Below are 21,569 nucleotides of genomic sequence, written 5' to 3'. Positions count from 1 at the left end.
ATCACACCCTTTCTGCGCGTTCTTTTTCTATGGGAATACCGGCGCAGCGGAATGCTGCTTGAACAGATAAAAAAGGCAGAGCTGCCTTTGACGGTATGTGTTCAGTATGTAGCATCTGGCGGGATTTGTCAAGAAAAAAAGGACACCGGATGTATTCCGATGTCCCTGTGCACTGCTGTTTACTCCGTGCCCGGCAGGCCAGCGGTGTGAGATGTGTCTACTGTGCAGATAACTGTGTCAGTACGCTTTTTACATGAGAAATCTCTTCCGGTGTCGCTTTCGCAGCGGGAACGTAATAGCTCTTTGCTCTGGCGATCTGATAGATCTCTTCCTGTGACATTTCACTCTGGTTTCTCATCTGTTTTAAAGCCTGTTTTAACTGGGCATTTTCTGTCTGGGGAATCATTTCACCATAGTGTACCAGTTCACCGTTGATACCAACCAGGGTATCTACTACCATTGTCTTATCTGTCATTTTTCCTACCTCCTACTGTAAATACTGCATAAGCTGCTGTTTGCTCTCCATAGCTGACTGTGCAGCCTTCTGGAAGAACTGTTTCACCTGTGGGTCCTGTGCCTCGTGTGCATAGTCCTGCATTTTGCAGTGGGTAGTCTCAAATCCGCCGATCAGATGGCGCAGATTCTGTAAGTCAAGTACTGAAAGTTCTGTCATGACATTTTCCTCCTATTTCTGTTTTTGGTGGTTCTAACACCGTTTTGTCTACAGAAATAGTATGGCAGGTCCGGGTTTTTCTTATTCTCATTTTCCCTGAATAATTCGTTTGCTGCCCAGATATGTGGTAAGGAAATATCCGCCGTAAATAACCAGCAGAACGGCCGCTGTGGTGACAATAGAGCCGAAACGGTTCACTTCTCCTATGGTGATCATCATCTTCCTAACAAACTGCAGACCAAAGACGGAATGCACCACTGCCAAACTGAGCGGCATGAGGAAAAATATCCCAATTTGTTTGAACAGGGAGCGGTTTATCATGCTCTCATCCGCACCGATCTTGCGCAGCACATCATACCGTTCACGGTTGTCTGAACTCTCTGAAAGCTCTTTCAGGGCCAGAATGGCTGCCCCTGAGATCAGGAATATGATTCCCAGGTATATGGCTACAAATGTAATGATCGTGGAAAGCCCCATGCTGGCAGACACAATATCTGTCCTGGTATTGCTGTAAATCCCGCTCTCTCTTCGCACAGCGTTGATCTTGATATCTGTCTCCTCCACGCCCTTTTTATCCTGCACGGCATAATTGGCTGCCAGAAATCCGCCTGTCCTCCAGGCTTCCTTCACCGCATGGTCCGGAAGTATATAGATTCCCGGATTAATACGGTTGGTCATCATCATGAGAAAACCGTCCTGGCATTCCTCGTATCTGGGTGAATAGGACACGCCGTCCAGCCGGATCTTCTCCCCCTTTTTCAGCATTTTGTCTCTCTGCAGTTTCACATCATCTATATTGCAGAGCACCAGATATTCCCCATCCCCAAGCTCATACTGTTCCCTGCCGTAAAGCTTTGCAAGGCGGTTGTAATCTGACAGTTTTACAATGTCCTCCGGCAGATTCGCGTCAAGGAACATAAAATTCTTTGTCACCTCGTCTATGTTTTCCCCAATAGTCATGCCCATGGTGAGCTGGTCTGTGGCATAGATACCCATATCCACATAGTCATCCTGAAAAGCAGTAAGGTCAAATCCTTCCTCCTGCAGTTTATCCGAAACAGAAATCCCTGCGCTCTCCCCTTCAGGCGGCATATATTCCGTATTCACATCCACCGGAGTCATTTCCTCTAAAGATACCCGGAAAGAGTGGTTTATTCCGAGACCGCTTGACAGCACTGTGATCGTCATAAAAAGCATAATGCAGATGACTGTCATGGCAAACACCGTGGTATTGACCTTGCTGTTGATCTGTCTGAGAACAAAAGCGTTTAAATCCTTCAGATAATATTTTTTATTCCGCTTCACCATGTGCAGAAGAAATCCTGACAGAGACCAGAAGATCAGGAATGTAGCCAGGCAGCCCAGTAAAATGATGATCCCGTAGGAACCGGTATCCAGCTTATCCGGTGTAACAGCTACCAGATAGTAGAGCACTCCCAGAAGCGCAGCGGAAGCAAGGAACAGCAGTATGCAGACTGCCGGCTTTTTCATTTTGATCTGCTCTGTCTTCTTCCCGGCAGATAAAAGGTCTATGAGGCTGCATTTTGAGATGCTGACAGTATTGAAGACCAGGACAGCCAGGTACATGATCCCAAAGTATAAAATCGTTTTGAAGAAGGCCGTTTTGGAAAATACGAAGACATAGGACTCCATATCCACCTCAAACATTTTCACCACCAGCACGGACATGAACTGCGCTCCCAAAACACCGATGAACAGTCCAACTGCCAGGGACAGAAGACCGATGAGAAAGGTCTCTCCCACAAGGATCCTGGATATCTGCCCTTTTCCCATTCCCAGTGTCATATATACCCCAAATTCTTTTTTCCTTCTCCTGATCAGGAAATTGTTGGCGTAAACGATGAGAAACGCCAGGATACAGGAAACAAACACGGAGACCCCGCCTAACATGGTGATCATGAGCCGTATGATCTCTTTTGTGGAGGAGGACAGATCCGTCATGGCCTGCTGGGAATCCAGGGAGTTGAAAATATAAAAAATGGCAACCCCCAGTATCAGTGTCATGAAATAGATAGCATAGTCCTTCAGGCTCTTTCTGATATTCTTGACCGAAAGCTTAAATAACATCGTTCAGCTCACCTCCCAGGAGAGTAACCACCTCGATGATGCGGTTGAAAAATTCTTTTCTCGTGTCCCTTCCCCTTACCAGTTCATTGAACAGCTTTCCGTCCTTGATAAACAGAATCCTGTTGGCATAACTGGCGGTAAAGGCGTCGTGCGTGACCATAAGGATCGTGGCAGCCATCTGTTGGTTCAGATACTGGAAGCTCTCCAGCAGCATCCTGGCAGACTTGGAATCCAGAGCGCCTGTGGGCTCATCGGCCATTACGATCTGCGGATTTGTTATCATGGCTCTTGCGCAGGCCACACGCTGCTTCTGGCCTCCTGACATCTGATAGGGATATTTCTCTAAAATGTCCTCAATTCCCAGCTTATCTGCGATCTCTTTTACCGACTTATGGATTTTCGCCGGGCTGATGCGCTGAATCGTGAGTGCCAGGGAAATATTCTCATAGGCGGTCAATGTATCCAGAAGGTTGAAATCCTGGAAAATAAAACCCAGCTCCTCTCTTCTGAACTGATTAAGGTGATTTCCCCTGAGTCTTGTCACATCTATATCATTGACGATGATCTTTCCGCTGGTCACACGGTCAATCGTAGAGACACAGTTGAGCAGCGTTGTCTTACCGCTTCCCGACGCTCCCATGATCCCCACAAATTCACCCTCCTCCACGGAAAAGCTGATTCCGTCCAGGGCTTTTGTCAGGTTACTTTTATTTCCATAATATTTTTCCACATTTGCTACTTCCAATACTGTATTCATGATGGTAACTCCTTCCTTGATTGATGATTCTATCATACAACCGTTTAAAAATCCATCCCATCGATTTGACTTACATTTATCTTTCAGATTTGTAAGGTTTTCCATGCGTTTTTGATAAAAATTAGCGTTTTACTGAAAAATGTCATGTTTTTTTAAGTTTTTTTATGTATTTTCGACATATTTGTTATATAATGATATTACAAAACTTATTTGTGACAGGACAAACGTCCACGCCGGGTGAAACTCCTCCGCACCCCTGCGCAGCCAAATGTCCTCACAGGGAAAGGAAGGGAATTATATTATGGAACAACTGCTTTATCTCGTCCCTGTTATAGGGATACTGGGACTTCTCTTCGCCTTCTTTCTGACCTGCACCATAAAAAAACAGCAGGCCGGAAATGACAGGATGAAGGAGATCGCCTCCTACATTCATGAGGGGGCACAGGCTTTTTTAACGGCTGAGTACAAGATACTGATCATTTTCGTTGTGGTGTTCTTCCTGATTTTAGGTATCGCTCTGAAAAGCTGGATGACTGCAGCCGCGTTTCTTATGGGAGCGGTCTTCTCCTCCGTATCCGGCTACTGCGGCATGCAGGTTGCCACAAAGGCCAATGTGCGCACAGCAGGCGCTGCAAAGGAATCCGGCATGAAACAGGCACTTTCTATTGCCTTCTCAGGCGGTTCTGTTATGGGTATGTGTGTAACCGGCCTGGGCCTTCTGGGTGTAAGCCTGGTTTATCTTGTGACAAAGGATGCCGGAATCATCTCCGGTTTCGGCCTGGGCGCTTCCTCTATCGCGCTTTTTGCCCGTGTGGGCGGCGGTATCTATACAAAAGCGGCTGATGTGGGCGCCGATCTGGTTGGAAAGGTGGAGGCGGGGATTCCTGAGGATGACCCCAGAAATCCGGCTGTTATTGCCGATAATGTAGGTGACAATGTAGGTGATGTGGCCGGTATGGGGGCTGACCTGTTTGAATCTTATGTGGGTTCCCTGGTATCTGCCATCACGCTGGGGCTGATCTATTTTCAGGGTTCCGGTGCCGTATTCCCGCTGGTGCTGGCAGGTGTGGGGATTCTGGCTTCCATGGCTGGCACTTTCCTGGTGAAAGCCAGCAGCAGCGCAGACCCCGGTAAAGCACTGAAGGTTGGAACTTACGGTTCCAGTGTGGTGGTGCTGGTGCTCTCCCTTGTGTTAAGTCATATGTTCTTTGGAAATTTTAAGGCGGCTGTCGCCATTATCAGCGGACTGATCGTGGGACTGCTGATCGGTATCACCACAGAGTATTATACTTCCGGGGATTTTAAGCCGGTTCAGAAGATTGCATCCCAGTCTGAGACAGGTGCTGCCACTACTATTATCAGCGGACTGTCTGTGGGTATGCGTTCCACTATGCTCCCGATCCTTTTTATTGCTGTCGGAATCCTGGCTGCTTATCATTTCAGCGGACTGTACGGGATTGCTCTTTCCGCAGTGGGAATGCTTTCCACAGCCGGTATCACCATCGCCATCGATGCCTATGGGCCGATTGCGGATAATGCAGGCGGTATCGCGGAGATGGCAGGGCTTGATGAATCTGTACGGAATATTACGGATAAGCTGGATTCTGTGGGAAATACCACTGCTGCCATGGGCAAAGGATTTGCCATTGGCTCCGCGGCGTTAACGGCTTTGGCATTGTTTGTGTCTTACGCGGAGGCGGTGAATCTGGATACCATCGATATTCTGAATCCGCAGGTTATTGTGGGGCTGTTTATTGGCGGTATGCTGCCGTTTTTATTCTCTGCGCTTACCATGGATTCTGTTTCCAAGGCGGCAAATAAAATGATCGAGGAGGTGCGGAGGCAGTTTAAGACGATTCCGGGTATTATGGAAGGGACAGGGAAGCCGGATTACTCTTCCTGCGTGCAGATTTCTACCCAGGCAGCGTTAAGAGAGATGCTGGTTCCAGGTATTATGGCTGTTGTGGCTCCACTGTTTGTGGGGCTGGTTCTGGGGCCGGCAGCGCTTGGCGGGTTATTGGCCGGGGCATTGGTCACAGGAGTGCTGATGGCTGTTTTTATGGCAAATTCCGGCGGGGCATGGGATAATGCCAAGAAGTTTATTGAGGAGGGGGCTCACGGCGGTAAGGGCAGCGAGGCGCATAAGGCGGCGGTTGTCGGTGATACAGTGGGGGATCCGTTTAAGGATACTTCGGGGCCTTCGATCAATATTTTGATTAAGTTGATGACGATTGTGGCGGTGGTGTTTACGCCTTTGTTTCTTTGATGTGATATAAGGGACAGTGAAAGTGGTAGAAAAAAAGAAGTTTCCACGGTTGATATTTAAAACCGTGGAAGCTTCTTTTCTTTATGCAGAAAAATTATTTTTATTTGTTTAGGATTCGTTTTATGGTGTTGAGGTCTGCAAGATTTACGGTTTCAAAGTTTCCTTTGTAGAATATGGCCCAGTTGTTGAATACACAGGGGAGGGTTTTTGCTTTTTGTAGTGTGTCTACCTGGATGAAGGCGGAGGGGGTATTGGTGGATTCGCAGTATTTTTTTATGGTTTCTATGGTTTGGTAGGTGTAGGGGCATTGATGGTCGTAGTAGATGGTGAGGATTTTGTTCTCGATTGTTTGGGCTTTGGCGCTTTTGGTAAATTGAGGGGTGGTTCCGTCGAAGGAGAGGGCAAGAAGGTCGTAGCCGGAGTCTGTGGTGTCGACAACTTCAAAGCCGAACTTTTTGGCAAATGCCTGGTCGGAAAGCCAGGCTTTTTGTTTTTTGGAGCCGAGCATACAGATGCCGGACTTTCCTTTTGCTTTGGCGTCGGCTATGCAGTATTCCATCAGTGATCTGCCGTAACCGTTTCCTTTGTGGGCACCCGTGACCCACAGGCAGTATATATAATAGTAATTATAGCCGGTTATGGGGACCCAGGCGGTTTCCAGAGGAGCGTATTCTATGAAGACCACTGCTTTTTCGTTTAATTTTCTGAAGACATGGCCCTCTTTCAGTCGGTCAGAAAGCCATTGCCGCTTTGCCTCAACGCCGGGATGGGGCTTTTTGCTGCGGATGATGCAGCATAAATGCTCAGCGGGAAGGTTTTCGGTTGTCAGGTTAATAAAATTTGTATTCATATTTATCCTCGCTTATATATCTATCGGTTTTCCGGTCAACATTATTCTTATATCATGCGTCTTAAACTCATGTGCCGTAAAATAACACAATAATTTAACAGGCAGACGATTCATCCTCCATTGTTGTCTATTTTTCTAAGTATATAAAAGTAAGTTCATTCGAAACTTCCTGTTGTTTAAAAATTTCATATCCAACCTGTTCATACAGCTGTAAATTTTTTGCACTTTTTGAACTTGTAAACAATTCACATCGGTTATGTGGGCAAGTGTGTTCAATTTCTTTTAATAATTTTGTGCCTATCCCTTTTCCTTGCCAAAATGGGTGTACGAATAATTTTCCAATGTATAGAGTACCATTTTCTATATACCCACGTACTGAACCGATAATTCTGTTATTATCATCAAGAACTTTTAATATTGTCCCATTATCATATTCGTTTTGAACCTCTTGTAATGTCTGCTTTAGTGGCGGAATATCAAAATTATTTAATAGTTTTGCCTCGCTTTGATAAGACAAATATTGCAGTTGTAGAATTTCTGATAAGTCCTCTTTTGTAGCTTTTGTAATAATCATCAAAACACCGTCCTTTGTTCATATTAGTAGCTGCCCCTAAAATTTTTGAAATGGATTGGTGCTGCTTTTTCAGGGCTGAATTTAGTTATAGTATACAGGATTAGCAGGAGTATGACAATGTTTTTCGAACATACTTTCTGTTCTTGTATGTAAAAATATTCTGCTGAAGCTGAGGATTCCCGCACGCCAAATTCAGGTGATTCCGGAGGACAAAGAGAAACGTCCGACTCTGTAAAAAACAGATGCCGGACGTTTTGCTTATACAAACAGATTTACGTTGGACTGCTCCGCGTCGCCCAGGTAGGAGGCTACACCGGCCAGTTCTACGCCGTCTATGAGTTCCTCCGGGGTAATGCCCATGACATCCATGGACATGGTGCAGGCTACCAGCTTTACGCCGTTTTCCTGGGCCTGCCTGATGAGTTCTTCCAGAGAGGAGACATTTTTGGATTTCATGACTTTTTTCATCATTTTGGTGCCCATGCCCATCATGTTCATTTTGGAAAGCTTCAGTTTTGTGGTGCCCCGGGGCATCATGAAACCGAACATTTTCTCAATAAAAGGCTTTTTGACATGGACTTTTTCCGGTTTTCTAAGAGCGTTCAGGCCCCAGAAGGTAAAGAACATGGTGACCGGGCGGCCCATGGCAGCAGCGCCGTTGGCTATGATGAAGGAGGCCAGAACTTTGTCTAAATCACCGTCGAAGACGATAATTGTCTTTCCCTGGTCATCCCGGTCATGGGACGGCCAGGAGGCTGCGCTCAAATCATCCCGGTTGTGGGACGGGCAGGAGGCTGCGCTCAAATCATCCCGGTTGTGGGACGGACAGGAGGCTGCGTCTACAGCTGAGGAGGGCGCAGTGCCTTTTTGAATAGTCACAATGTTTTCTCTGCCCTGGCGTTCTGTGGACAATAGAGTGTTGCCGGTTCTCCGGCACCAGGCGTCTATATCCCGGGCAAATCCCATGTCTGTGGCGGACACCTGAAGTCTGGAGCCTTCGGGCATCTTCTTCAGGGTCTCATTTACTTTCATGATGGGACCGGGGCACTGAAGGCCGCTGCAGTCCAGAATCTGAAGCTTCTGCGGTGAGTCTTTGGCAGGCTCCGGCGCCGCAGGGCTTTTTTCAGCGGAAGTTAAAACCGGCGGTGTCTCACCGGATGCAGTGTGGTGATATGATTTGTAGAAGGATGTACCGCCGGCCAGGACACTTACCTTTTGAAATCCGCTCTGCATAAGGATGCGGGCCGCATTGTAGGAACGCACGCCTATGGAACAATACGCTACAATCCTCTTATCCGGATTCAGCTCCCTGAGACGGCTCCGCAGGGTGCCGAGAGGCATGTGGACAGAACCGGGAATGGAAAATACCATGCGTTCAGCCTCCTCTGTAACATCCAGGACGGTAACGCCCTCATGTTCTGCCTGCAGAAGCAGATCCAGTTCCGCGGGGGTGACAAAGGATACCATGTTGTTCCGAATATTCTCCGCCACAAAGCCCAGCATATTGACAGGATCCTTGGCTGAGGAAAAGGGCGGGGCATAGGCCAGTTCCAGTTTTGCAAGATTCTCTGTGGTTCCCTGCATGCTCATGACCGTGGCTATGGTATCTATCCTTTTATCCACTTTATCCTGGCCTACTGCCTGGGCCCCCAGTATCTTTCCCTCCTTGTCAAAAAGAAGCTTCAGAGTGATGGGTGTAGCCTGGGGATAGTAGCCGGCATGGGATTTCTGGTTGATGACAACAGTCTCATAATCTGTTCCCTTTTTCCTGCCGGATGCCAGAAGGGCTTTTTCGTTCAGACCCACTGCAGCTGCGGTCAGGTCAAAGACCTGGGCAACAGAGGTTCCCATGGAACCCTCGTATGTTTTTTGGCTGCCCGTAATGTTGTCCGCGCAGATTCTGGCCTGCTTGTTGGCAGGTCCTGCAAGGGGAATCATAGTTTTCTCACCGGTCACCAGATGGTTGACTTCTATGACATCACCTACTGCATAGATATCCGGTTCGGAAGTCCTGAGACAGGCATCCACCTGAATGCCTCCGCGGGCATTTAAGGCAAGGCCTGCGTCTTTTGCAAGTGCACTGTTGGGCCTTACGCCGATGGAGAGGAGCACCAGCTCCGCCTCCACGGTTCTGCCGCTTTTCAGATGGATTTTTGTACTGCCGTTTTGTGTCTCAAAGTGGTCGACACCGTCCTCCAGGATCAGCCTGGTGTTGTTCATGCGGATGTTTTCGTGGAGAAGCTGCGCCATTTCGTAGTCAAGAGGAGCCATGACCTGATTCTGCATCTCTATGATCGTCACGTCAAGACCTGCTCTGTGCAGATTTTCCGCCATCTCAAGGCCGATAAAACCTCCGCCGATCACGGCTGCCCTGCCCGGATGATGCTGTTCCATGTAATGCTTTATATTGTCCGTGTCCGGAATATTCCAGAGGGTGAAAATACCCTGCCCGTCAATGCCGGGGATAGGCGGTTTTAAGGGAGAGGAACCGGTGGCAAGGATAAGGCTGTCGTAGGTTTCCTCGTATTCCTCCCCGGTGGAAAGACTGCGTACCAGAACTTTGTGCTCTTTGGGGTCAATGGCGGCTGCCTCTGCTTTTGTGCGGACATCAATGTTGAATTTTTTCTTCATGGCCTCCGGTGTCTGGAGAAGAAGGGCATCTCTGCTCTTTATCACATCCCCGATATAGTAGGGAAGGCCGCAGTTGGCAAAGGATATATAGTCTCCTTTTTCCAGAACAACAATCTCCATATTCTCATCTCTTCTGCGCAGTCTGGCCGCTGCTGTGGCTCCTCCTGCTACGCCTCCGATTATCACTGTCTTTTTTGGCATATCTGAAACACTCCTTTTTTGTGGTTGGTCTGTTTTCTCATTGCCACTATCATACACAGATTCGGATGGGTTTTCCGTAACAGAGTCACATAGGCAGAAGGGATCACTCCAGAAATCCGGTCATACTGCCTTTTGGAAATTCAATAAAGACTTCACAGCCTTCCCCTTCCCTGGATGTCAGGTAGATTTTGTGTCCCATTTTCTCACAGAGTTTTCTACACAGGTAGAGGCCTATACCCGTGGACTTTTTGCCAAAACGGCCATTGGAGCCGGTAAAACCCTTGTCAAAAACACGGCCTGCATCCATGACCGGAATACCGATGCCCTTGTCCTTCATGCACAGGATGACTTTTTCCTTTTCGGCAGCAGCATACCACTCGATCCCCGCGCTGTCTTCCTTCCGGTATTTGATGCTGTTTGCCAGGATCTGGTTCAGAATAAAGGCCAGCCACTTACTGTCAGAATACACACATACATTCAGGTCATGCAGGGCTATGGAGAATTTTCCGCCTATAAGTGCTTTCTTGTTTTTGCGTATAACCTCGCGTGCCAGCTCCTCCAGATTCAGCTTTTTCAGTATATAGTCCTTTTCCACGTAATTGCTTCTGGCGTAAAAAAGTGCCTGCTCTGCAAAGTCATCGATCTTGTCCAGCTCCTCCGAAAGGCTTTCACTGCAGCTGTCCCTGTTGTTTTCCAGAATCATTTTCCCGGTGGCTATGGGGAGCTTCACCTCATGAACCCACAGTTCAATGTATTCCTTGTACTCATCGCTTTTGTGTCTGTACTCTCCCACCCGCCAGTTCATGGATTCCGCCATTTCCTGCAGGGTTTCATACATGAATTTCCCTTCCAGAAAACCCGGGCATTCCAGCAGCTCGGGAAGCAGGTATTTCTGGTCAAGATGTGCCAGATGATTTTCCACTGTCCTGTAAAAACGGCGTTTTCTCATATAATCCGTGCACCACACCGCGAACCAGATGCTGACAAAAGAGACCCCTACCAGCAGCAGGTAAAAGTTCGGTATCATGACCAGCACACCGAAAAGGATCACCACCGTGAGAACTGCCAGCAGCATAATAAACTGCAGCCATCGCTCCTTTATATATTCTCTCAGATTCATTCTAACAGATACCCCTGCCCTCTCTTGGTATGGATCACGCCCTTTCGTCCGATAGATTCCAGTTTTGCCCGAAGCCTTGTGATATTCACAGTCAGGGTATTGTCATCTACAAACAGTTCACTGTCCCACAGATCATTGATGATCACATCCCTGGACACGATCTTTCCCCTGTTTTTCGCAAGGCAGTACAGTATCCTGCTCTCTTTTTTCGTCAGGTCCGCCTCCTGCTCCCCTGCTTTTGCCACGCTCCGGGAAATATCCAGAATAAAGTCACCGCAGGATATCTCCTCTGTCTCTTGCAGGCTTCCCTGGCTTCTCTTCAGCACTGCCTCCACATGGGCCAAAAGGATCTGGGGATTAAACGGCTTCGCTATAAAATCATCTGCCCCGTAATTAAGACACAGAAGCTCATTCATCTCCGTATTCTGGCTGGTTATGATGACAATGGGAATCGCCAGACGTTTTCTCAGCTCCTTACAGATGTATTTTCCGTCTGCGTCCGGCAGGGAGAGGTCTAAAAGCAGAATATCGCCCCCTGCACGGCAGATCTCCTCCACTGCATTTTTGTAATCCGTGATCTCCCCGGTATCATATCCGTGCATTTTAAAAAACAGCGCCAGCTCTGTGCGCAGTTTGTCATCGTCTTCCGTCAAAAGAATTTTCATTTCTATCCCTTCTTTCTTCTGCAGCCGGGTAAGTGATCTTTTCTCTGCGCGGCTGCACAACCAGAAAACCGGACGCAGCCTCTGCCGCATCCGGTTCACTATCAGCTTTTTACAAGAATCCTTCCTGTCATGATCCAATCAGCCAGTTGTACATTTCTTCATACTGGTTCGCAGAATTGGACCAGGAATAATCCTTGGCCATTGCGCGGTCAATCAGTTTGTTCCACTCGCGCTTCCTATCGTAGTATACAGACTCTGCATAGCGAATCGTACTCAGCATCTCATGAGCATTGTAGTTCGTAAAGCTGAAGCCTGTTCCTGTACTTTCAAATTCATTGTATGGTTCTACTGTGTCTTTCAAACCGCCAGTCTCACGCACAATGGGAATGGTTCCGTAACGAAGGCTCATCAACTGACTCAGGCCGCATGGCTCAAACAGTGACGGCATCAGGAACGCATCACATGATGCATAGATTCTGTGAGATAACGCATTGTCATAGAAAATATTGGCGGACACCTTGCCTTGATATTTCCATGCGAAATGGCGGAACATATTCTCGTATCGTTCTTCACCAGTGCCCAGCACTACAAGCTGGATCGCATCCTGGCACAGCTCATCCATTACATAAGCGATCAAATCAAGGCCCTTCTGGTCTGTCAGACGTGACACAATACCAATCATCATAGCCTTCGGATCCTGGTTCAATCCCAGTTCGCTCTGCAGAGCTGTCTTGTTCTTTATTTTTTCTTTGCGGAACGTCTTCGCATTGTAGTTCTTCGCGATCATACGGTCAGTTTCGGGGTTGTATTCATCATAGTCAATTCCATTTACGATACCGCGCAGGTCATGGGCGCGGGCGCGAAGCAGTCCGTCCAGTTTTTCTCCGTAAAATTCAGTCTTAATCTCTTCTGCATAGGTATTACTCACAGTTGTAATGGCATCCGCATACACCAGTCCGCCTTTTAAGAGGTTGCCGTCCTTGAATGACTCCAGCTTGTCAGGGGTAAAATAATATGCCGGAAGTCCGGTCAGTTCTCGGATCGTCTTAATATCCCAGGTACCCTGGAATTTCAGGTTATGTATGGTCATGATTGTCTTAATACCCTGATAAAAGGCACCTTCCTGGAACCTGTCCTTTAAGTAAACCGGTACCAGTCCTGTCTGCCAGTCATGGCAGTGGATCACATCAGGCCTGAAATCAATTACAGGCAGGATGGACAGTGCGGCTTTTGAGAAAAACGCAAATTTCTCAATGTCAAAACGGATATCACCATATGGCTGGTATCCTGAAAAATAGTATTCGTTATCAATGAAATAGAACTGAACACCGTCATATTCCATCTGCATGATGCCCACATATTCTCTGCGGTAGCCTATGTCCATATAAAAATGTGTAACATACTGAAGCTGGTTCTTGAACTCTTCCTTCATGCACATGTATTTGGGGATAATCACCCGCACATCAAAATAATTCTTATCAAAGCACTTGGGCAGCGCGCCGACAACATCTGCCAGCCCTCCTGTTTTAATAAACGGTACGGCCTCTGAAGCCACAAACAATATCTTCTTCACTGAAATACCCTCCTTCAGCCAGGCACCTTCCTCACAAACCTCCCAAGTCTGCCATGCCTGCATATTTTAGACAGTATCTCAACCTGCCTATTATAATGATTATACCCTATTTTCAGTGCAATGAAAAGTGCTTTTTTGGCGGTGATTTTTATTTCTTGTATTCTAATCTGATTTTATCTGCAATTAAGGCAATAAATTCCGAATTGGTGGGTTTGCCTTTTCCTGTACTTACGGTATAGCCAAACAGCTCGTCGATGGTATCCATCTTTCCTCTGCTCCATGCCACTTCAATGGCGTGGCGGATTGCCCGTTCTACGCGGCTGGGTGTTGTCTGGTGTTTTTTTGCTATGGTTGGATATAAGATCTTCGTAATAGAATTGAGCATTTCCATGTCATTGACAGAGAGTATGATCGCATCTCTCAGATACTGATAGCCCTTGATGTGTGCAGGAACACCAATCTCGTGGATGATGTTGGTCACATCTGCTTCCAGATTTCTCTCGAAATAAGTACCCTTATCCTCATATGCATTGACCTTGCGCAGTTCCTTCACTCTCGTGTCCCTGGACTGCCTGATATGCTTGATGCGGGACAGAAGCATCTTGTTGTCAAACGGTTTCATAATATAATAATTTGCCCCCAGATTAAAGGCATCTTCTGTGATCTGCTCCTGTCCGACAGCGGATACCACGATAAAAGCGGGATGTTTTTTCAGATTGCCGTCCCTTCCGACACGTTCCATCACGCTCAATCCGTCCACTTTCGGCATTATGATATCTAAAAGTACTACGTCAGGTTCTTTTTCTCTGATTATATCGTATATATCGGCGCCATTGTTGGCATGACCTACCAATTCCAGCTCTTTATCTTCATTGATGAGATTCCCCAGTAAATCCAACATTTTCTCATTATCATCTGCTATAGCGACATTTAACTTTTCCATAACTCGTCCTCCATGTCATGTTGCTCTTTTTCTTCAGTAAATGACGGGCGCCCTGTTGAATCGTCATTTCTGAAGACTACTTGTATTATATTATCAGTTGTTTTCATAATCAAGCTAAATCATCTTACAACTTTCACCGTATTCTGCCACATTCATCATTTTTTCGACATCTAACCTGATTTTGCAGATATTTTTTCGCCTAATCCTCCAGCATTTTTTCAATAAAAATGCCGTAGCCTTTGGTAGAATCCTGTACAAAAACATGTGTCACAGCGCCGATCAGTTTTCCGTTCTGTACAATAGGACTTCCGCTCATGCCCTGCACGATCCCGCCTGTTGCCGCAAGCAGCTCCGGATCTGTCACCTGTATGGCAAAAGCTTTGTTCGTGTCCGCCTGGTCCCTGTAAATATCCGTGATATTTACCTGGTAAGCCTTTACCTCACCTTCCAGTTCTGCCAGTATCTGGGCTTCCCCTGTCTCCACCTCCTGTTTGTAGCCCACCTCTATGGAAGTAAGCGGAAGCTTATACATGCAGCCATCGCCCACAGAACCGAATATGCCCTTTTCCGTGTTGCTGTCAATGGTGCCGATCCTTTTGCTGTCATCATAATCAATATAGCCCGAGAGTTCCCCCGGATTTCCCTTTGTCCCTTTTAAGACAGATACGATCTGTGCCTGATACAGTTCCCCGCCGGCTATATCAAGAAGCTCACCTGTATCCGTATCGCTGATCCCATGGCCCAGCGCACCATAGCTTCCATCCTCCTCCACATAAGTGAGGGTACCGATACCCTGGGTATTGTCCCTGACCCAGATGCCCAGTTTATACTCCTGATCCTCCCCCATGACCGGGTCGATGGAGATGGGAACTTCCTCCTCGCCGCGCTTTACAAGAAGGGTGACAGGCTTTCCCCCGCAGTCATGGATCCTTGAGATCAGATCTTTTTTGGAATTGACAGCTTCTCCGTCAACCTGCAGGATGTAATCTCCTGATTTGGCAATGTTAGCGGCCGGCTCACAGGGAATTCCATCGCTGCCAATGATTTCCCCTGTATCCACGATCAAAACTCCCTGTGTGTCCATATAGAGGCCTATGGGCATGCCGCACACAGATACCCATTTCTCCTCCACAGTCTCCACTTTCACATCCTTAAGCGGAACTACTCCAAGCAGGCTGCAGGGAATCCGGTAGGTGCCGCTGTCTGCCACGTTCAGGGTTTCCGGGTAAGTGACCAGGGGATTATCCAGCATTTTGCTGATCCCATCCTCATTTCCTGAACGGACATACAGGGTGTCCGGTATGGAGTCTTTAACCTCCTTATATCCCATTGTGCCGGCTGCAATAATATCTGCTATTAAGAATACGAAAAGAAGGCGCCGATAATTACGCTTTTTCGACAAAAAATCACATCCTTTCATAATTTTTTTAAAAAGAAAAAAGGATACACTCTTGTGTACCCTTTTTAGTATGTGATGATTCATCTATTTCAATCTTGTATTTTTTTGTTGACGTGCCAAATCTTTCATTTCGGAAGCATTGGATAATACGGCGTCTGTGATCCTGTCACCGCCCAGCATCCTTGCCAGTTCTCTTACGGAGTCCTGCTTTCCAAGCTTCAATATCCTGGTCCGCGTCCCCTTATTTTCCACATTTTTTTCAATAAGGAAATGGAAATCCGCCTGGGCCGCGATCTGGGGCAGATGGGTGATGCAGAGCACCTGATGCTGCCTGCCGATGACTGCCATCTTCTCAGACACCTTCCAAGCTGTCCTGCCGCTGATTCCTGTGTCGATCTCATCGAAGATCAGGGTCTCCTTCTCATCCTTGTCAGCCAGAATAGTCTTGATGGCAAGCATGATTCTGGACAGCTCACCGCCGGATACCACTTTTGTCAGATCCTTCACCGGTTCGCCCGGATTTGTGGAGATCATAAAGCAGATACGGTCCACACCGTTTTCTCCAAAAGCTTCCTTTCTTGCAAAGTCGATACGAAATACCACTTCCAGAAAATTCAAATCCTTCAGTGCCTGGGTGATCTCACGCTCCAGCTTCTCTGCCCAGGTCTTTCTGGCTTTGGTCAGGACATCGCTTTTCCCGGTGAGTGCCTCCGCTTTCACGGACAGCTCTTTTTTCAGCCGTTCCCTGTAAAGCTCAAAGTTCTCAAGACGTTCCAGTTCTTTTTCTTTCTCTTCTTTATAAGAGAGGATATCCAGGATGGTCCTTCCATATTTTGCCTTCAGGTGGTTGATCAGGTTCAGCCTCTCCTCAAGCTGCAGAAACTCTTCCTGGGAAAAAGAAAAATCATTCAAATAGGAGGACAGTTCCCTGTTAAAATCGCTCAGAAGTGCATCCACATCACTCAGTGACGCGTACAGCCCGGACAGGTTCTCATCAAATTCTGTCACCTGGGCAAGACGCCGCACAGATCTTCCGATTCGGTCGGCGCTTCCATCCCTCTCATATCCGGTCTGCTCATGGATCTCATTTAACGCTTCCGTGATCTTTTTGCCATTGATCAGGCGGCGGTACTCTGTCTCCAGAGTTTCATCCTCGCCTTCCTTTAACTGGGCATCTTCTATCTCACCAATCTCAAATGCAAGAAAGTCCATCTCCCGCTTCCGTTGTTCCTCGTCAAGCTGGTAGGTGGAAAGTTCTTTTTTCATATCTGCATATTCTCTGTAAAGTCTGCTCACCTGTTCCCTGCAGGGAAGAATATCCTCTCTGCCGTATGCATCCAGAATATCCATTTGTTTTTCCGGATATAATAAGGACTGGTGTTCATGCTGTCCGTGGATATCAAGCAGATAGGACGCTGCTTCCTTCACAGCGGACACGGTGCAGGTCTCACCGTTAATTTTGCAGATACTTCTGCTCCCGGTAATTTTCCTGCTGATAATAATCTGCCCATCTTCAGGAAAAATATCCATGGCCTTCAAATGTGCCGCTGTTTTTTCATTCACTTCAAAGACCAGCTCCACAAAAGCAAATTCGGCGCCTTCCCGGATCATTTCTCTGGAAGCCTTCTGTCCCAGCGCCAGATTGACAGAGCCGATGAGTACGGATTTACCTGCGCCTGTCTCACCTGTAAGGATATTCAGGCCTTCCGCAAAGTCCACTTCTATCTCATCGATCAGCGCCAGATTTTTTACATGTAAATGTACCAGCATACTCTCTACCTTGTACTCTCTTCATAAGCATTGATTATTTTTTTAATTTTATCCATCAGGATGATCGTGTCATCTGTACTTCTGTTGATGCAAGCAATGGTGTCATCCCCTGCGATGCAGCCCACCACTTCACTGTAGTTCATGTTGTCCAGGGCTGCACCTGCTGCATTTGCCATACCGGAAACCGTTTTGATCACCAGAATATTCTGTGCCATCTCCATGGATAGAAAGGCATCTTTCAGAACCCTTATGTACTTCTCGCTGTTCTGGCTGTCACGCTGCCCCATAACGGTGTACCTGGAGCCGCCGTCCGGCTTGGCGATCTTCATCAGCTTCAGCTCCCGGATATCGCGTGAAACGGTGGCCTGCGTTACCGCAAAGCCGGCCTCCTGCAGTTTTGCAGCCAGTTCTTCCTGTGTCTCAATGTCATACTGGTTGATCAAATCTATGATTTTTGAATGTCTGGCAATCTTCATGGTTCCCTCCTTGTGTGAAATTTCGATTCAAGCCATTGTCAGTTCTTCATCTTCCGCCGCAGCACTTCCAGAAAGCTGATGTTGCTGATCTTCACGATCTGGGTATCCCTGACGGAGCGTCTGATGACAATCCTGTCTCCTGTGGTCATGGTCACATTGGTATCCCCGTCAAAAGATGCCACTGCCCGGGCCATACCCTTCTGCCTGCCCTCACCGATCTCCACGGTGATCTCATCATCCGCCGGGAAGATCACGCTTCTCGTATTCAGGGTATGCGGCGCTACCGGTGTCATGATCAGAATATTCGTCTCCGGGGATACGATAGGCCCTCCTGCGGAGAGGCTGTATCCTGTGGAACCTGTTGCCGTGGAAATGATAATGCCGTCTGCTGTGTAGGAATTCAGAAATTCCCCGTTTACAAAATTATGAAACCGTGTGACGCGAAGAGGTCCTTCTCTTCCGATGACGATATCATTGAGTGCCACGTCCCTGGCCATAAGCTCTCCCTGATGGAATACCCTGCCGCTGAGCATCATGCGTTTTTCAATGGTATATTCATCCAGCATCAGGTGGTTCAGGGCTGACTCAATATTTGAATGGTCAATCTCCGCCAGATATCCCAGGGTTCCCAGGTTAATGCCCAGCAGGGGAATCTGCCGGTCCACCACATCCCTGGCCGCGTGGAGCAGTGTGCCGTCCCCGCCCAGGACAATGACGCACTCCACCCCTTCCGGTATGGCAGACGCGTCCGTGTAATGGTTGTCGGCATCTCTTTCGCAGGATTTCTCTGCCCCGATGGTACACATTTTTCCTTTGCTTTTGAGATAGGCCTCCGCTTTTCTGGAAATTTTCAGTCCTTCGTCTTTTTCACAGTTGGCTATGATAAAAAATTTTTCCATTTGTCTATTTGTCCAGCTCTTTGTGCGCCTCGCTTACCACTGTATGAACATCCAGAGCGGCATCTTCTGCTGGCTCTTCTCCATCTTTTTTCTTTAAGTGCAACAGGTACTCAATATTACCTTCGGGCCCTTTGATCGGTGAAAAGTCCAGGTGCAGGGCGGCAAATCCGATGCTCTTTGCATATGCCATCACTTTTTCAATGACTTCCTCATGTACTCCCGGGTCACGGACCACGCCTTTTTTCCCCACCTTTTCTCTCCCCGCCTCAAACTGGGGCTTGATCAGGCAGACGATCTCGCCGCCTTCCAGCAGCAGCTCCCGCACAGGCAGAAGCACTTTTGTCAGGGAGATAAAGGATACGTCTATGGACGAAAATCCGGCTCTCTCCCCCAAATCCTCCGGCACCACATAGCGGATATTGGTACGCTCCATGCAGACCACACGCGCATCATTTCTGAGCTTCCAGTCAAGCTGTCCGTGCCCCACATCAATGGCATAGACTTTCACAGCTCCGTTCTGCAGCATGCAGTCCGTAAACCCTCCTGTGGAGGAGCCCACATCCATGCACACTTTGCCTTCCAGAGTTACACCGAAGCGCTCCATAGCCTTTTCAAGCTTCAGCCCGCCACGGCTTACATACTTAAGGGTACTGCCCCTTACCTCTATCTTCACGGTATCGGCGAACATAGAGCCCGCCTTATCCTCTTTCTGGTTGTCCACATAGACATTGCCTGACATAATTATAGCCTTAGCCTTCTCCCTGGAAGGCGCAAGCCCCTGTTTAACCAGCATCACATCCAGACGCTCTTTCATCCTTCGTATGCCTCCTTGATTTTCTTGTATACTGACAGAGCATCCATGCCCGCTTCTTTTTTCAGCACTTCCGGATTGCCGTGGGAAATGAATGCGTCCGGAATGGCCACAATCTCCACCCTTACCTCAGGATGGTTCTCATGCATATAGGAGAGCACAGCACTTCCGAAACCTCCGGATTTCACATTCTCCTCCATGGTCACCAGCACTTTATGGGCCTTTGCCAGGCTATCCAGCATCCTGGTATCCAGAGGCTTCACAAACCTGGCATTTACCAGAGTGGGGTCTTTGCCCTCCTCTTTCAGCATATTGTAAACTTCCTCTGCTGTCCTGACCATGCTGCCCACAGGCACCAGCGCAATGTCGCGCCCTTTATAGATCAGCTCACTTTTCCCGTACACCATAGGCTCCCTGTACTCTTCCAGGCCGTCATAGGCTTCCCCGCGGGGATAGCGCACTGCGATAGGGCCGCTGTAGCGCACCGCGAATTTCATCATATCGGAAAGCTCCCATTTGTTTTTCGGAGCCATCACGGTCATGTTGGGAATCATGGACAGATAAGATAAGTCAAAACAGCCCTGATGGGTCTCCCCATCGCTTCCCACAATGCCTGCCCGGTCCACTGCGAATATCACATGCAGATTCTGGAGGCACACATCCTCGATCACCTGGTCCACTGCCCTCTGCAGAAAAGTGGAATAAATCGCCACCACGGGAATCAATCCCCCCAGGGCAAGGCCTGCCGCAAAGGTCACGGCGTGTTCCTCGGCAATGCCCACATCAAAAAAACGTTCCGGGAACATATTGCGGAACCGTTTCAGCCCTGTTCCGTCCGGCATAGCCGCTGTGACTGCTACCACGCGTTCCTCCCTGTCGCCGAATTTCCTCATGACTGTGGAAAAAATATCCGTGTAGTTGGCCTTCCCGCTGTTGGCAAGGGGAATTCCGTGTTCCAGGTCAAATGCCGCTGTGCCGTGGAATCTGGCGGGATGCCGCATGGCAGGCTCGTATCCCCTGCCTTTTTCCGTGAGCACATGGACCAGCACCGGCCCCTCCACTTTCCTGGCCTCATTGAGTACCTGGATCATACGCCCGCAGTCGTGGCCGCTGATGGGTCCCAGATATTTGATGCCCATATCTTCAAAGAACATACCGGGAATGATCAGTTGTTTGATACTGTCCTTTGTCTTGTGTATCCTCTGCACCATGGCAGGGCCGATCCCCGGCACCTTGTTCAGCGTGCGCTTCACCTCTGTCTTGAGCCCTGTGTAGGATTCCGCTGTGCGCAGATTGCTCAGGTACTGGGAGATGCCGCCCACATTCTCGGAAATGGACATTTTATTGTCATTTAAGACAATGATAAAATTCTTTTTTAACTGCGCCGCGTTGTTGAGTGCTTCGTAGGCCAGGCCGCCTGTCAGGGCACCGTCCCCAATCACGGAGACCACCCGGTAATCCTCTTTTTTCAGATCACGCGCGCTGACATAGCCCACCCCTGCGGAAATGGAAGTGGAGCTGTGTCCTGTATCATAAGCGTCACATGAGCTCTCCGACCTTTTGGGGAAACCGCTCAGTCCGCCGAATTTTCTAAGTTCATCAAAGCCTTCCTTCCGCCCGGTCAGGATTTTATGGGTATAGGACTGATGCCCCACATCCCAGATGATCTTATCCTTGGGCAGGTCAAAGACATAGTGCAGAGCCATGGTAAGCTCCACAGCTCCCAGATTGGAAGCCAGATGTCCCCCTGTTCTGCTCAGATGTTCCAGCAGAAATTCCCTGATCTCCTGTGCAAGCTGCGGGAAATTCTCAGGCGGGATCTTCTTGATATCATTTTCTTTTTCTATCTGCTCTAACAGCATTTCTTACTGCA

18 protein-coding genes are annotated in these 21,569 nt (G+C 48.2%); 1 reads left to right on the top strand and 17 read right to left on the bottom strand.

Annotation, left to right across the window (positions count from 1 at the left end; genetic code table 11):
• Positions 1-217: 217 nt before the first annotated feature.
• The 4 genes from MUB35_RS13050 to MUB35_RS13035 all read right to left on the bottom strand — a co-directional run bounded on the left by MUB35_RS13050 (position 218) and on the right by MUB35_RS13035 (position 3,518).
• The gene (locus MUB35_RS13050; protein ID WP_033141169.1) at positions 218-475 is read right to left on the bottom strand and encodes a spore coat protein; all 258 of its coding nucleotides are present in this window, start codon (positions 473-475) and stop codon (positions 218-220) included.
• 12 nt (positions 476-487) lie between these two features.
• Entirely contained in the window at positions 488-673 is a 186-nt protein-coding gene (locus MUB35_RS13045; RefSeq protein ID WP_033141170.1) for a hypothetical protein, read from the bottom strand.
• An 87-nt stretch (positions 674-760) separates the two neighbouring features.
• Positions 761-2,761 (bottom strand): ABC transporter permease, encoded by a 2,001-nt coding sequence (locus tag MUB35_RS13040; protein WP_033141171.1) that lies wholly within the window; start codon positions 2,759-2,761, stop codon positions 761-763.
• Positions 2,751-3,518, bottom strand: a complete 768-nt coding sequence (locus MUB35_RS13035; protein ID WP_033141172.1) for an ABC transporter ATP-binding protein — start codon at positions 3,516-3,518, stop codon at positions 2,751-2,753. Before MUB35_RS13035 ends, MUB35_RS13040 begins: the two co-directional genes overlap by 11 nt.
• 301 nt (positions 3,519-3,819) lie before the next feature.
• On the opposite strand from MUB35_RS13035, the gene MUB35_RS13030 reads away from it, so the two are divergent.
• Entirely contained in the window at positions 3,820-5,784 is a 1,965-nt protein-coding gene (locus MUB35_RS13030; RefSeq protein ID WP_033141173.1) for a sodium-translocating pyrophosphatase, read from the top strand.
• Between the two features lie 100 nt (positions 5,785-5,884).
• Here MUB35_RS13030 and MUB35_RS13025 read toward each other — a convergent pair whose 3' ends face one another.
• The 13 genes from MUB35_RS13025 to dxs form a co-directional block, all read right to left on the bottom strand.
• Positions 5,885-6,634 carry a GNAT family N-acetyltransferase gene (locus MUB35_RS13025; protein WP_244806351.1) on the bottom strand — a complete coding sequence of 250 codons (750 nt, stop codon included), beginning with the start codon at positions 6,632-6,634 and terminating at the stop codon, positions 5,885-5,887.
• Positions 6,635-6,761: 127 nt separating this feature from the next.
• Positions 6,762-7,208 (bottom strand): GNAT family N-acetyltransferase, encoded by a 447-nt coding sequence (locus MUB35_RS13020; RefSeq protein WP_033141182.1) that lies wholly within the window; start codon positions 7,206-7,208, stop codon positions 6,762-6,764.
• Between the two features lie 258 nt (positions 7,209-7,466).
• The gene (locus MUB35_RS13015) at positions 7,467-10,040 is read right to left on the bottom strand and encodes a DsrE/DsrF/DrsH-like family protein (RefSeq protein WP_244806350.1); all 2,574 of its coding nucleotides are present in this window, start codon (positions 10,038-10,040) and stop codon (positions 7,467-7,469) included.
• A 103-nt stretch (positions 10,041-10,143) separates the two neighbouring features.
• On the bottom strand, positions 10,144-11,160 hold the full coding sequence (locus MUB35_RS13010) for a sensor histidine kinase (protein ID WP_244806349.1): 1,017 nt from the start codon (positions 11,158-11,160) through the stop codon (positions 10,144-10,146).
• Positions 11,157-11,825, bottom strand: a complete 669-nt coding sequence (locus MUB35_RS13005) for a response regulator transcription factor (protein ID WP_244806348.1) — start codon at positions 11,823-11,825, stop codon at positions 11,157-11,159. Before MUB35_RS13005 ends, MUB35_RS13010 begins: the two co-directional genes overlap by 4 nt.
• Positions 11,826-11,952: 127 nt before the next feature.
• The gene (gene glgA, locus MUB35_RS13000; RefSeq protein WP_033141221.1) at positions 11,953-13,398 is read right to left on the bottom strand and encodes a glycogen synthase GlgA; all 1,446 of its coding nucleotides are present in this window, start codon (positions 13,396-13,398) and stop codon (positions 11,953-11,955) included.
• 148 nt (positions 13,399-13,546) lie between these two features.
• On the bottom strand, positions 13,547-14,341 hold the full coding sequence (gene spo0A, locus MUB35_RS12995) for a sporulation transcription factor Spo0A (RefSeq protein ID WP_033141185.1): 795 nt from the start codon (positions 14,339-14,341) through the stop codon (positions 13,547-13,549).
• Positions 14,342-14,540: 199 nt separating this feature from the next.
• On the bottom strand, positions 14,541-15,743 hold the full coding sequence (gene spoIVB / locus MUB35_RS12990) for a SpoIVB peptidase (protein WP_244806347.1): 1,203 nt from the start codon (positions 15,741-15,743) through the stop codon (positions 14,541-14,543).
• An 81-nt stretch (positions 15,744-15,824) separates the two neighbouring features.
• Positions 15,825-17,510 (bottom strand): DNA repair protein RecN, encoded by a 1,686-nt coding sequence (recN, locus tag MUB35_RS12985; protein WP_244806346.1) that lies wholly within the window; start codon positions 17,508-17,510, stop codon positions 15,825-15,827.
• Positions 17,511-17,515: 5 nt separating this feature from the next.
• Positions 17,516-17,986: an arginine repressor gene (gene argR, locus MUB35_RS12980; RefSeq protein ID WP_033141187.1), complete on the bottom strand. Its 471-nt coding sequence runs from the start codon at positions 17,984-17,986 to the stop codon at positions 17,516-17,518.
• 38 nt (positions 17,987-18,024) lie between these two features.
• Positions 18,025-18,885 (bottom strand): NAD(+)/NADH kinase, encoded by an 861-nt coding sequence (locus MUB35_RS12975; RefSeq protein ID WP_033141188.1) that lies wholly within the window; start codon positions 18,883-18,885, stop codon positions 18,025-18,027.
• A gap of 4 nt (positions 18,886-18,889) precedes the next feature.
• Complete coding sequence (locus tag MUB35_RS12970; RefSeq protein ID WP_054352340.1) at positions 18,890-19,699, bottom strand: TlyA family RNA methyltransferase; 810 nt, start codon at positions 19,697-19,699, stop codon at positions 18,890-18,892.
• On the bottom strand, positions 19,696-21,558 hold the full coding sequence (gene dxs / locus MUB35_RS12965; protein WP_033141190.1) for a 1-deoxy-D-xylulose-5-phosphate synthase: 1,863 nt from the start codon (positions 21,556-21,558) through the stop codon (positions 19,696-19,698). Before dxs ends, MUB35_RS12970 begins: the two co-directional genes overlap by 4 nt.
• Between the last annotated feature and the right edge of the window lie 11 nt (positions 21,559-21,569).

It is taken from the genome of Blautia sp. NSJ-175 (genome assembly GCF_022867815.1).
Taxonomy (GTDB): Bacteria; Bacillota; Clostridia; order Lachnospirales; family Lachnospiraceae; genus Blautia; species Blautia celeris.
This window is presented reverse-complemented; position numbering and strand designations above follow the sequence as displayed.